Raw genomic sequence first — 13,600 nt, 5'->3', positions numbered from 1 at the left:
AAGCTTTCCTTTTTCGAGTTATCGAAATTGTGAAGCTTTTTTGTTTTTATTAAAATGATAAACGTAACACATGTTACATAATGTTATTTTTTTGCTGTTAAATTGCATTATAAATTCTTACTAAGAATTGATTTAATTAATAGCGAAAAAGGTTTATATATTACTTATAAACCTTTTGTTTTTTCAGAGATTTTACCTGGATCTATAAATTTATTTTATTTAAAACTCCCGCTTTCCAAACTCACTATCAATAAACTTCGCTTTACTTTTAGTTTTGTTAAACGAATAAGATAGGTTTAACATAATAACATCAACTTCGTAAACATAGTTTGTTGTAGTGAAAAATTCACCAGGTCTAGATGTTGTTATGCGTTGCTCGTTTGTGTCAAGTAAACCCATATCAATATTTTGCCATTGTAAAGTAGCTACTAATTGATTGTTCAAGAAACTCTTTTTGAAACTTAAGTTAGGTGAGTAGAATCTTGAGTCTTTTCCCTGAGCTGTTTGTCTTTCAGATAAATAATTTAAAGTGAATTGGAGTGTTGCCGTATCAGAGAAGTTATAAGTGCTATTTGCATTTATAGAATATTGAGTGGCGTTACTATCTATTTTTTCACCATTGTAAGCACCATCAATTTCGAAATTATAAATATTAAATCCTATGAAATTACTCCATTTACTAGTTGGTTTTAGTTGTGCGCCTAGTTCTAAACCAAGTGAACGCCCTGTGCCTATATTTGAATAAATACGGTCTAAAACTACATTATCAAAACGAGCATCGTCTGGATCAATTGGAGGACCACTGTAAATTTGATTCACTCTGTTTACTAAATTTTCAACATTTCTAAAATAGGCTGTTGCAAAAATGGAGTTGCCTTTGTTGAATTTTTTCGTGATACCTAATTCAACCAAATCAATAAATTCTGGAAGTAAATTTTTATCACCTTGCTCTAAAGTTTCAGAATGTTCACGTTCTCTAAACGGATTTAATTTAAACGCAGATGGTCTGTCAACGCGCTTGCTATAAGCTACTTTTACGTTTGTTTTATCGCTAATACTATATTGAACAGAAGCAGAAGGAAATAGTTTTTCGTAGTTGTAATCTAAATTTTCTTGAAAAGTACCAGCTTTATCAGCTAAGATTAATCCTCTATCAAGAATCTCTAACCGTAAACCTGCAGCATATTCCCATTTATTCTTCTTGCCGCTTAATTGCGCGTAAGTAGAATGTATGGTTCTTATTAAATCAATATCACTAGAAAATAAATCAACTCTTGTAAAATCATCATTAAAATTGGTTCGTCTTCCGTAGAAGAAATCTCCTCTATTATCTAAAGTTCTAAATTGATATCCAGTTTCCAAAGTTCCAAATGAAAGTGGTTTCCAAGAGTAATCTACTTGCCCTCTAAAACCATTTAGTGGGTTATCGTTAGTATTGAATTCATCTTGAATTAAACTTTCAGTATTAGGGAAATTTAAATTTCTATTTGTTGTTGGACCTCCTAATAAGGTGTATTCGTATAAAAATGAAGAAGATAATTTTGATTTGTTTGTAAAAGTATGAGCGTAATCAATACTTCCTAAAACAAAATCTCCTTTTCTAATTCTTAGGTTTTCGTTAAAATAAGAGAGTTCAAAAATCTTGTTGTTTTCGTCTCCAACGGGGTGAGCTTCATTATTATAAAGAATATCTGCAGTTCTTGCTTTTTCTCGCTTTCCAGCATAAAAACCTAAAGAAAATTCATTTTTAGAATCAGGTGTAAAATCTACAGTAAACCTACCTGAAAAGTTTTCTTCATCAAAACTACGTTCTCCATCAGATGGAAAACTAGTAAATACATCATCTACAATAGTCCATACATCACCTTCACGTCTTCCGCTAATGTCCTTGCGTTGGTAGTTAGCGCCAATGGAGATATTCCATTGCTCTCTTCTTATGTTATAAGTACCATCAATACCGTAACGTTGTGTGTTTTCTTTATTGTCATAATCTTCAACAGAAGGCAAACCAGTACTCACATTTATTTGAGCAAAGTTTCCGCTTATATCACCACCTTTTTTTGTGATAATATTTAAAATGCCTGCTTTTCCTTCAGGGTCGTATTTAGCAGAAGGTGCGGTAATGACTTCAACGCGCTCGAGAGCATTTGCAGGCAATTGATTTAATAGTGTTGAGGCATTTCCTTGAATGGGTTTGCCATCAAGTAAAACAACAAAACCACTACTACCACGTACACTAATTTCTCCTAAACCATTAACACTTACTGATGGTAAATTTTTAATAACATCTGTAGCAGAACCGCCTTTAGTGTTTTGAAAGATTTTGGTGTTAAATACCTGTCTGTCAATCTTATTAATTACAGTTGCGTTTTCGCCTTTTATCACGACAGCATCTAATTGGTTTTCACCAATAATTAAACTAATTGTACCTAGAGAAACAGGACTGTTTTTATTTGTTACTACTATATTATCAATAGTTTTTACTTCATAGCCAATAAAAGAAGCTTCTAAATAGTAAGTTCCTTTTTTTATATTTTCAATAGAAAAAGTACCATTTTCATCTGTAATTACTCCTGAAACTAACTCTTTATTGAGTTCAGAATATAATGCGGCTGTGGCGTACTCTAAAGGCGTATTAGAGTTAGCATCAATTATTTTTCCAGAAATCTGACTATATATTAATTGTGTTCCTATTAGAAGAAAAAAAATAGTTGATTTAATGTATTTCATGTTTGAACGCTAGTCATATAAATAAAGGTCAAAGTTATTTATAAAAAGTATTTATTTTTTCTTTCTACAAGATAAATTTTATGGATTAAAGTTAAATTACAAAACAATTGTATTTATTAAATAATCCTTAATGGATGATAGTATTTTTGTAAATTGCGTAGTCATAAAATTTATGTGTTAGAGAATGGTTACATTAAAACAGTTAGCAAAGGAGTTGAACGTATCAATATCAACAGTTTCAAAGGCTTTAAATAATAGTGAGGAAATTGGTGAAGATACGGTTAGACGCGTAAAAGAGCTGGCTGAATTGTATAATTACAAACCTAATAAAGTTGCCCTTAGTTTAAAAAATAATAAGACAAAGACGATTGGTGTTATTATTCCCAATATACTTAATAGGTTTTTAGCTAAAGTGCTTTTTGGTATTGAAAGAGAGGCTACAAAGCAAGGTTATAATATTATAACATGCATATCTAATGAATCTCTTAAAAAGGAGAAGGAAAGTTTGCAATTACTAGCCAGTGGAAGTGTTGATGGTTTTATTCTATCTGTTGCAGAAGAATCTCAAATAAATAATGAAGTAGAACATTTTAAGCGAACTATTCAACAAGGTTTACCCATTGTTATGTTTGATAGGGTAGCGCATGACGTTATGTGTGATAAAGTGATTGTTGATGATTTTGATGCCACTTATAATGCCACAAAAGCTTTACTAGCCGAAGGTAGAAAGCATATTGTATTTATCAGTAATATTAATGATTTAAGCGTCGGTAAACTAAGGGAACGAGGCTATAACAAAGCAATATTAGAAGCAGGAACTTTAGAACCAACGGTTTTAAAAATCAAGAAAAGAGATGATCATCAAAAAAAGATAAAATCGCTTTTTAAAAAAAATAAATCAATTGATGCTGTTGTAGCAGCAGATAGTTCTTCGGGAATTATTTCGCTTAACACAGCTGTTAATTTTGGATTAAAAGTACCTAAAGATATTTCTGTAATAGCCTTTGCCAGTAAATCTGATTCTAATCATACTTTACCAAAATTAACAACCATCAGGCAGCATGCTAAAGTTATAGGGGCAAATGCTGCAAAATTACTTATTGATAGGATTCAAAACCCATCTGTTGGAGATGTAAAAACTAAAATAGTTAAAACGAGTGTTATAAGAAACAAATCCACCTTGTAATCTAACACATACAAAAAGGTATTGTTTTGCATTTCGTCGATAAAAAAACATGCATTTCGTCGAATATTTTACGTTTTGTCGAAAAAAATATACTCAAATCAACTCAGGCCTATATTTTAGCACTCCTTAGTTGAGCGACTCAAATTATTCCCTAAGTTCAATTTAAGAAAATTAATCCATTTTGACCTATATAGGTCGCATCCCTCAAAAATAAAATTATACAATCGTGCTACATGGTTTCGTGTGTTCGGTTTTAAGTTAATTATCCATTTTTTCCCTTACTAGAATTTTGTTTTTAAAAGTTTTAGTCAACAATTCTATTCCTAGAATAGAGAAAATATGTTTAAACCTTAAAATTCGATTAATATGAAAACCTTAAAAATTACTCTAATTGCTACATTGTTTTTAGCTGCTTTAACGTCTTGTACCAAACAAGATTTAAATGAAGGGGATATTCAGAAAGCACCAGATAACACTGAAATTCCAGTGCCTTCTACAGGTGGAGGTCTTGACGACTAAATTACTTTAAGTTCAAAATACATAGCCCTTTGAATTTATCAAAGGGCTTTTTATTTTTTTAAAAAAATAATAGATACATTTGAAAAACTTCAATTTGTATCATTTGAGATTTTTTACAACTAGTCTGTTATTTTTTTTGTTTTGTATAGAATTGAATGCTCAAGATAGAGGTAGTGAATATTTAATTGATTCCATTCAAAAAAACATTCTTAATTCACCCAAAAGTAATGATTCGTTACTTATTGCAAATTCTCACTATAGAGTAGGGGAGTTATATCGTTATGCTTTTAAAGCTGATAGCGCATATTATCATTATCACAAAGCAGAAAAATATTATAAGAAATTAGAAGCTGATTTTCAATTAGCTAGAGTCCTTTATGGTATAGCTGTTATTCAAAAGAACGAAAAAGACATGACAGGTAGTGAACTAACTTCAGTTGCTGCTATTTCTATTTTAGAGGGTTTAGATGAAACTAATGAAATTAGAAAATATAAGTCATATGTATATAATAATCTGGGCTTAGTATTTGGGCAGCTAGAACAGTATGATGAGTCGATTTCTTATTACAAAAAATCTTTAAATTTAAAACAGAAATTATCAGGAGATAATGAATTAACTGTTATTAAGTCTAAGAATAATTTAGCATTATCTTATAAAAATGCGGGTATTTTTGATTTGGCTTTGAAGTACTACAGTCAAATATTAAATACTGAAGATTTTGCCAAAAGATTTCCAGATATATATGCCTTAGTTCTAGATAATTATGCACATACTTTGTTTTTGTCAAATGATTTTAAAAATCTTCCTAAACTTTATTTTGATGCTCTAAAAGTAACTGATAGTGTTAATCCTAATGGGTATAATTCTATTATTATCAATCAGCATTTAGCAGAATATTATAATACGATTAATAATAAAGATTTAGCTAAATATTATGCTTACAAGGCTAAAGATATCTCCGAAAAATACCATAATGATGACTTATTAAAATCGTTACTTCTACTTTCAAAAATAGAACAGGGAGAGAAAGCAGCTGAACATTTAAAGACTTATGTTAAACTTAGCGATAGCTTACAAAAAGCTGAAAGGTCCATAAGAAATAAATTTGCTAGAATCCGATTTGAAACTAAACAAATTGAACAAGAAAATATACGGATAGCTAAAGAACGTATGTGGCTTTTAATAATTTCTGTGGTGATTGTTTTGGCATCTTTCCTTTTGTATTTAGTAATTTCTCAAAGAAATAAAAATAAGGAGTTACAATTTATTCAAAAGCAACAAGAAACTAATGAAGAGATTTATAACCTGATGTTATCTCAAAACGAAAGTATTGAAGAGGCTAGAACCTTAGAAAAGAAAAGAATTTCAGAAGAATTACATGATGGTGTTCTAGGGCGACTTTTTGGCACACGTTTGAGTTTAGATAGTTTAAATATGAATAATAGTGTAGATGCTATAAAAACTAGAAGTCAATATATTGAGGAACTCAAAACTATAGAGGAAGATATTAGGAAAGTATCGCATGAACTTAATACAGATTTTGTTTCAGGCTCTGGGTTTGTTGATATTATAAAAACCCTAGTAGAAACTCAAACTTTAGCTTACGGTTTAAGTCACGAGTTAGATCATCATGACGATATAAATTGGGATTCAGTATCCAACAAAAAGAAAATCCATATTTACAGAATTATTCAAGAAAATCTGCATAATATTTATAAACATGCTGGTGCTAGTCATGTAAAGATTAGTTTTAAATTAAAAAATAATGTAATTTGCTTAAAGATTGAGGATGATGGTTCTGGTTTTGATGTTAATAAAGCTAAGTCTGGTATAGGCTTAAAAAACATGAATTCTAGAATTAAAGAGATTAATGGCACGTTGCTAATAAATTCAGAAAAAGATATAGGAACTAAAGTGACTATAGAGGCTCCAATTCCCTAACGTCAAATTATGACTGAAAAAATAAAAATACTGATGATTGATGACCACCCAATGATTATTGAGGGTTATCAAAATACATTGCTATTCACAAAAAAGGATAATCAAGAGTTAGAAATTGATATTGCAAATAACTGTGATGAAGCTGTGGTTTATATGAATAATTCTGTTCAGGCAGAAAGTCCGTATAATGTGTTGTTTGTTGATATTAGTTTGCCACCATCAACAGATGGCTCAATGACCTCTGGAGAAGATTTAGCTGAATATGCTAGAAAGGTTCTACCAGAAGCTAAAATTGTTATTTTAACCATGTTTAATGAGTCCTTCAGGATTCATAATATTATAAAAAATATAAATCCAGAAGGATTTATGATTAAGAGCGATTTAACATCGAGTGAACTGGCTAGTGCTTTTCAAGCGGTACTAAATAACCCTCCTTTTTATAGTGGAACCGTAAATAGTCATATTCGAAAAGCTATTACAAGCGATATTGTGATAGATGATAAGAATAGAAAAATTTTACATTTACTATCTCAAGGAGTGAAAACAAAGAATTTAGCGTCTCACTTGGATATTTCTTTGAGCGCCGTTGAAAAGCGAAAAAAGCAACTCAGGGAGATTTTTGATGTTACTGACGGACAAGATGAGACCTTGCTTAATGAAGCCAGAAAAGAAGGCTTTATCTAAGACATGATATACTTTAAATAAAAAAAGGTGATTTTTTTAAAAAAATCACCTTTTTTTTATCTCTTAAAACCCTTGTTATACTTGAAGACTACAATTACCCCGTAAACTTGTTACGGGTTTCCCGCAGTTTGAAAAGAATCCTTATAGCTATCTTTACTGCATCAACACTTCAAAAATTAATTAATCCCTCAATTTTTTTGTTGATAATAGCAATTTACAAACCCTGTGGAGGTGAGAGACCCACAGGGTTCTTCTTTTGTTTAAAATTGAAATAAAGTATCCTTATAATCCCATAGAATCCCGATAAATAATCCCAGATATATTATAGCCACTACAAATTTGATAAATGTAGAGGTTAAAAACCCTATGAAAGAACCAAAAGCAGCTTTTGTGGCAGCTTTAGTATCGTTCTTATTAATAAGTTCTCCAAGTAAAGCTCCAATAAAAGGTCCAATAATAATTCCTCCAGGAATTGGAGCTAATAATCCAACAATAAGCCCAATTGTGGTTCCTACCATACCATATTTTGATCCTCCAAAACGTTTAGTTCCAATTGCGGGGATAATATAATCGAGTATCCAAATACATATGGCGACTGCAAAAGTTATAATTAAAAAAGTTTTGTCCATGGGGATAGCATCTGTAAAATGTACCACTAAAAGACCAATCCAACTTGTAAGTGGCCCAGGCAAAACAGGTAAAAAGCTGCCAATAATGCCTAAAAACATGATAAAAGCAGCAATGATGATTAAAATAATATCCATAAAAATGTTTAAGTTATATACTAGTTTAGACTAAAAATCATGCCAAATGTTACATTTTTAAACTAAAAAATTAGTTTAAACTAATTTTTTAGTTATATTTGTTCAACTAAATATTTAGTTGAATGATAGATTTACAATAATTATGAAGCAACTTACAAAGGCAGAAGAGGATATTATGCAAATATTATGGCGCTTAGAAAAAGCGAATGTAAAAGCTATAATAAAGCAACTTCCAGAACCAAAACCTGCATACAATACCGTATCTACGATTGTTAGAATTTTAGAAAACAAAGGATTTGTTGATTACGAAAAAGCAGGAAAAGGGCATGTGTATTTCCCGTTGATGAAAAAACAGGATTACAGCAATCAATCCATAAATAAATTGGTTGATAATTATTTTCAAGGATCGTTTAAAAGTATGGTGTCTTTTTTTGTAAAGAAAAATGATATGGATATTAAAGATTTAGAATCTGTATTGAAAGAAATTAATAAAAAAGAGTCATAGTCATGCTACATTATATTATACAAACTATTGGATTCCAATTATTTTTTTTAATTGTGTTTGATGTATTTCTAAAAAAAGAAACATTTTTCAATTGGAATAGAACCTATTTGTTAGCAACTTCTATACTATCTTTAGTATTACCATTTATTAAAATAGAACGTTTTAAAGACGTTATTTCTAAAGAATATATCATCAATTTACCTGAAGTATTTATTGGGCAAGAACCAACAATTGCAGATGGGTTTAATGTGCAAAATGCGGTTATTGCTAATCAAAATTCTATATGGTCATGGGAATTTATTATTTATCTAGGTACCGGATTAGCACTGTTGTTTTTCTTATTTAAGCTCACAAAAATTATGGGCTTACTTCTAAAAAACACAAAGCATAGAGTTGGAAAATTATACATTGTAGATTTAAAAGAGAGTACTGCGGCATTTTCATTTCTTAATTTTATTTTTCTTGGAACAAATTTAGTGCCTGAAGAAAAATCATCAGTTTTAAAACATGAAACCGTACATGTAAAGCAAAGGCATACTCTAGATTTATTATATTTTGAGTGCTTAAGAATTGTGTTTTGGTTTAATCCATTAATTTATGTGTATCAGAATAGAATCATATCAATTCATGAATTTATAGCAGATGATCAGGCCTCAAAACACCAAAATAAGAATCAATATTATCAAAATTTATTAGCTCGGGTTTTCGAGACTAATCGTATTTCATTCATCAATCCATTTTACAAAAAATCATTAATCAAAAAACGAATTATTATGTTACAAAAAACAAAATCAAAACAAATTAAGTTATTAAAATATACCTTATTATTTCCAATGGTATTTGGTATGCTGATTTATACATCTTGTATTGAGGCTAAAAATGACAAAGACACAAGTTATAATATTGCGAAGGATATAGAAAAAGAAAGCCCCTTAATAGAAAAGATTAAAGCTGTAAAAAAGCAGATAGAAATTCAAGGCAATTTAAATGAAAATGAAGAAAAAGGGTTAAAGTTACTATTTGAAACAGTTAGAGGAGAAAGTTTTAATTCTGACTTAGTAAAAGAAGTTGTTGCTTATACGTCTCAAAAAACCAATTCTAAATTAGTGAAAAAAATATGTATTGTTTTTGAGCAAATTCAAATTCAAGGGAATATAAGTAATGAAGAAGAGAAAGAATTAAAAAAACTGCTTGTTTTAACTAGTGATAACGGTTTTGATGACCCGTTTTTTGCTGATATTATAAAATATGTTGATATACCCTTTGCTATTATAGATCAAGTGCCTTTATTTCCTGGTTGTGAAAGCATCCCTAAAGAAGAGCAAAAGCGATGTATGGCTATGAATGTTTCAAAACACGTTAATTCTAATTTTAATGTAAAACTTGCTAATGAATTGAAGCTAACTGGTAGACAACGTATATGGGTGGTTTTTAAGATAAATACGGAAGGAGACGTAATAGATGTGCGCTCAAGAGCTGAACATTCAGAACTAGAAAAAGAAGCCATACGTGTTATAAAAACATTACCAAAGTTTACTCCTGGTGAGCATAAAGGCAAAAAAGTTAATGTACCTTATTCGTTACCAATTATTTTTGCCATAGCTGAGGAAAAAGCTAAGGATTAGTTTTAACTATTCTTGTTAATTTAAATTAAAACCGAAGCTAAAACTTCGGTTTTTGTTTTTTTAGATTTTATAGGACATAAAAAAATTGTACTTTTCGGTTTCAGTTGTATTTCATGAGGTATTCTTTTGTTTTTTTACTTATTTTATTACTCACATCTTGTGATTATTTTAATGTTAAAAAAACATCTTCTGAAGCTATTTTAAAAGAAGAGTTAGAAACCTTTAACTGGAATGATGTAGATGAATATCCAAGTTTTTCTGTTTGTGATTCGGTGCTTAGTAAAGATGAAAAAACGCAGTGCTTTCAAGAAACTATAACTAATAATATTATTAGTTTTTTACAAGATGAAAAGATTGTGGTAACCCAAGATGTTAATGATACTATTCGATTAGGTTTCCAAGTTTCTGAAGTTGGTGATTTGTTGTTAAATAGATCTGAAATTGATTCCCTGACGGTTAGAGAAATTCCTAATATTAGAGCTTTACTTGATAAGAGTTTAAAGACTTTACCTAAAATTTATCCTGCTATAAAACGTGGGCAACAAGTAACTACAGAGTTTGATTTACCAATAATTATAAGTGTAAATTAATTTTTTGATTAGAATTAGTTTGCATTAGTGAAACTACTATGGCGGATAGGTTGCGTTAGGGATTGTAGTGGAAATCCTTTTTGTGAGATTATCGAGACCAAAATATTTTTTGGTTGAAGATATCGAAGCGAAGCTTACAAAAAGATTGTAACGGAAAGCCCGACCCCGACCTTAGGAGAGGGTAACGCCATAATTATTAAAATCTTATGGCTAGTTTTCGCATAAGCCTTAACACTTCCATGTATAACCAAACTAGGGTTACTAAAAGCCCCCAAGTAGCGAGCCACTCTTTATATTTTGGTGATTTGTTTTTGTGACGCTCAATGTAATCAAAATCGAGAAGTAGGGATAATGAGGCGAAAATGGCTGCCAGAATATTAAATATAATGGCTGGCCATGAGGTGCCCCATATAAATACTTGTATTCCGAAAAAGCTTAAAATCCATGAGATAAGATAGATAACGAAAATACTTGCTGCTGCAGTTATGATAACGCTGCGAAGTTTTTTGGTAACTACAATAAGTCGTGTTTGATAGAGTAACAACATAACGACAAATGTAACGATGGTTATGCCAATGGCTTGGTAGGGTAAATTAGGAAATTGGGCGTGTGCATAAACCGTCATAGCACCCAGGAAAAATCCTTTGGCTATAGCATAAAGCGGTACTAAAATGTGTGCCCAATGTTGACGAACAGAAATAACAATACTGATAATTATTGCGGCTAGCATGCCACCCAATGAATACCATTTAATTTTTACTCCTTGTTCGTGAAGTCGCCACATGCCTATGGATATAATAACAATTATGGCAATGGATAACATTGATTTTATAAAAATACCCGTCACAGACATTGTTTTAGGTGAAGTATTTCTTTCACCAAAGAAGTAATTGTTAAATGCTGGGTTTGACGTTTTTTTGAATAAGTCCATGAGTGATAAAACTACTAAAATTATTTTTTAAAGTACCTGTCTTTCCATTTGTAACCCAAAAACAGAGAAGCAATGGCAATATAAACACTAAAAAATGGGTACACAATAAAACCTAGTGCATAACTTTTTAGGATGTGTTTTTGATTAAAAAATGAAGCAGATTTATAAACTAAAAAGAAATCTATACTAAATTTTATAACCAGTATATAAAATAGAATTTTAATATTTATAACACCAAAACAGGTGAGTATTAAGTTTGTAATGATAAGCAAATTTATAAGTAAAACAACAAGTCCAGTAACTTTTCCAAACCAGTTATTATATTGGCTAGTTTTAGCACTCCAACGTACTCTTTGTGAGAATAAAGCATTCCAATAGGGTTGCGATTTTGTTTTAATAATAGCGTGTTGGCATTTTAAATAATGAAGTTGCTTGGGATATGCTTTAGCAATTTTTTCGAGCAGGAAAATATCGTCTCCACTGGCAACGTTAGTATTGCCTTTAAAACCGTTTAGTTTTTTAAAAATAGATTTCTTGTAAGCAAAATTTGCACCGTTACACAAAAATGGTTTGTTAATGCCAAAACCACCAATGGTAGCACCTTGTAAACTCAATATATCCAAGATTTGGAATTGGTCTAAAAAGGATTGTTCTTCAATATAAGCTACTGGTGCAGCAATAGAAACAACATCGTTTTTTTGAATATACTCGTTAAAACTATCAAGCCAATATTTTGGTATTATACAATCGGCATCTGTGGTTATAATCCATTCGTATTTAGCCTTTTTTATAGCAGAGGTAATGGCATCTTTTTTTGGAGATTTTGTTTGTCTATTATTTAAAATGAGTTTGAATTCTGCTGAAGTTTTTTGTACTATTTCAGCGGAATTATCTTCAGAATTGTCATCAATAAAAATAATTTCAAAAAACTGGTTAGGGTAGTTTAATGCGTTGATAGATTCTAATAAAGCAGGTAAATTTTCAGCTTCATTTCTAAAAGGAATGAGTATTGAAAATTGAGTTTTTGCAGGAGTATTTGTTAACTTAAAAATGGAGACTTTATTAAAGCCTATTATAAATTTTCCGATTAAGAACAAGTAAATAATTGTGATGATAAGGCTAGTTAATATCATAAGTCATCGTCACTTTTTGGAAAGTTGAAATTAAGTACATAATAGCTGCCAAATATACTAGGAATTACAACATTTAGTAGCCACATTATTGTGATAATGGATAATATAATTAATTCGTTTACACCAGCTAGAGAGAATAAGTATACTGCGATACTGCCTTTTATAACTACATCAAAAATAAAAATAGAGGGCACTATCGAAGCTAATAAATACATGGAGGTTATAATGACCATAGCATCTAAGTATCCTAAATTTATTTTGAATATGTAGAGTAATACATAAAACTGAAAAGAAAAAATGATATATCTAAAAAATGATAATATAAATCCCGCAAGCAGCTTGCCTTTTGGGTATTTAATAATGAAGGTTTTAAGTTTATCAATTGAAAACCCTTTGATAGTAAATGTGCTTTTAGTGATTCCAAACCCTAATAAAATAATAGCAATAACTACAAAAACAAAAAAGCGAGCGATTTTAAAATAATCTATTTCGAGATTGTATTTAGTAACATAAATACCAAACCCGATAATTCCCAAAATGGTTGTAATACTCATTTGCAAAACATTACTTATGAGGTTAACAAGCATTATGCGTTTTCTAAATTTTGTTGTGTAATAAACGGCCTTGGCTCCGTATTCGCCAATTCGATTAGGTGTAAATAAAGATGCGGTTAAAGCTCCTAAACTTTGTTCTAAGGCACCTTTTAAAGTGATTTTTTTTACGTTGCTAACGAGTTTTTTCCATTTTGCAATTTCTAAAAACCAGTTAAAAAAGCTTAAAATGAGTAAAAAAATGATGTTTTTTGATGAAAAAACGTTGTTTTTTATCAAAATTTGCGTAAAGTTAGAAAAACTTAATGCGTCATTGTTTGTTAATTTTTCATAGATGAAATAGCATGCGCCAACAACAATGCTTAACTTAATAAACACAAAAAAGAATTGTTTAGTTTTGTATGGTAGCGCGTACATGTTTCGTGATGCAAATTAAACCA

At 30.3% G+C, this 13,600-nt stretch carries 12 protein-coding genes; 7 read left to right on the top strand and 5 right to left on the bottom strand.

What is annotated here, in order from left to right; all coding sequences use genetic code 11:
• Positions 1 to 219 precede the first annotated feature (219 nt).
• The gene (locus Q0772_RS02450) at positions 220 to 2,730 is read right to left on the bottom strand and encodes an outer membrane beta-barrel protein (protein WP_298339854.1); all 2,511 of its coding nucleotides are present in this window, start codon (positions 2,728 to 2,730) and stop codon (positions 220 to 222) included.
• Positions 2,731 to 2,914: 184 nt separating this feature from the next.
• Between Q0772_RS02450 and Q0772_RS02445 the strand changes: the two genes are divergently transcribed.
• The 4 genes from Q0772_RS02445 (at position 2,915) to Q0772_RS02430 (ending at position 7,061) form a co-directional block, all read left to right on the top strand.
• The gene (locus Q0772_RS02445; protein ID WP_298339851.1) at positions 2,915 to 3,916 is read left to right on the top strand and encodes a LacI family DNA-binding transcriptional regulator; all 1,002 of its coding nucleotides are present in this window, start codon (positions 2,915 to 2,917) and stop codon (positions 3,914 to 3,916) included.
• 366 nt (positions 3,917 to 4,282) lie between these two features.
• Complete coding sequence (locus tag Q0772_RS02440; protein WP_298339847.1) at positions 4,283 to 4,435, top strand: hypothetical protein; 153 nt, start codon at positions 4,283 to 4,285, stop codon at positions 4,433 to 4,435.
• Between the two features lie 103 nt (positions 4,436 to 4,538).
• Positions 4,539 to 6,377, top strand: coding sequence for a sensor histidine kinase (locus Q0772_RS02435; RefSeq protein ID WP_298339844.1), 1,839 nt, complete (start codon positions 4,539 to 4,541; stop codon positions 6,375 to 6,377).
• A gap of 9 nt (positions 6,378 to 6,386) precedes the next feature.
• Complete coding sequence (locus tag Q0772_RS02430; protein WP_298339840.1) at positions 6,387 to 7,061, top strand: DNA-binding response regulator; 675 nt, start codon at positions 6,387 to 6,389, stop codon at positions 7,059 to 7,061.
• 260 nt (positions 7,062 to 7,321) lie between these two features.
• Here the strand turns inward: Q0772_RS02430 and Q0772_RS02425 are convergent, their stop codons facing one another.
• Positions 7,322 to 7,825: a DUF456 domain-containing protein gene (locus tag Q0772_RS02425; protein WP_298339836.1), complete on the bottom strand. Its 504-nt coding sequence runs from the start codon at positions 7,823 to 7,825 to the stop codon at positions 7,322 to 7,324.
• 142 nt (positions 7,826 to 7,967) lie between these two features.
• Here Q0772_RS02425 and Q0772_RS02420 point away from each other — a divergent pair, with 142 nt between their 5' ends.
• From Q0772_RS02420 to Q0772_RS02410, 3 genes are all read left to right on the top strand, one after another.
• Complete coding sequence (locus Q0772_RS02420; RefSeq protein ID WP_298339834.1) at positions 7,968 to 8,330, top strand: BlaI/MecI/CopY family transcriptional regulator; 363 nt, start codon at positions 7,968 to 7,970, stop codon at positions 8,328 to 8,330.
• Between the two features lie 2 nt (positions 8,331 to 8,332).
• On the top strand, positions 8,333 to 9,955 hold the full coding sequence (locus Q0772_RS02415; RefSeq protein ID WP_298339831.1) for a M56 family metallopeptidase: 1,623 nt from the start codon (positions 8,333 to 8,335) through the stop codon (positions 9,953 to 9,955).
• Between the two features lie 113 nt (positions 9,956 to 10,068).
• Positions 10,069 to 10,545 (top strand): hypothetical protein, encoded by a 477-nt coding sequence (locus Q0772_RS02410; RefSeq protein ID WP_298339828.1) that lies wholly within the window; start codon positions 10,069 to 10,071, stop codon positions 10,543 to 10,545.
• Between the two features lie 196 nt (positions 10,546 to 10,741).
• On the opposite strand, the gene Q0772_RS02405 is transcribed toward Q0772_RS02410, so the two are convergent.
• From Q0772_RS02405 to Q0772_RS02395, 3 genes are read right to left on the bottom strand one after another with little or no spacing between them, the layout of a single operon-like run.
• Positions 10,742 to 11,476 (bottom strand): Bax inhibitor-1/YccA family protein, encoded by a 735-nt coding sequence (locus Q0772_RS02405; RefSeq protein WP_298339825.1) that lies wholly within the window; start codon positions 11,474 to 11,476, stop codon positions 10,742 to 10,744.
• 20 nt (positions 11,477 to 11,496) lie between these two features.
• Positions 11,497 to 12,609: a glycosyltransferase gene (locus Q0772_RS02400; RefSeq protein WP_298339822.1), complete on the bottom strand. Its 1,113-nt coding sequence runs from the start codon at positions 12,607 to 12,609 to the stop codon at positions 11,497 to 11,499.
• Positions 12,606 to 13,577 (bottom strand): lysylphosphatidylglycerol synthase domain-containing protein, encoded by a 972-nt coding sequence (locus Q0772_RS02395; protein ID WP_298339819.1) that lies wholly within the window; start codon positions 13,575 to 13,577, stop codon positions 12,606 to 12,608. Before Q0772_RS02395 ends, Q0772_RS02400 begins: the two co-directional genes overlap by 4 nt.
• Positions 13,578 to 13,600: the final 23 nt, after the last annotated feature.

The sequence above is a fragment of the uncultured Algibacter sp. genome, assembly GCF_947490405.1.
Taxonomy (GTDB): Bacteria; Bacteroidota; Bacteroidia; order Flavobacteriales; family Flavobacteriaceae; genus Algibacter_B.
Note: the sequence above shows the minus strand (reverse complement) of the source record. Positions and strands in the feature narration are given on the sequence as shown.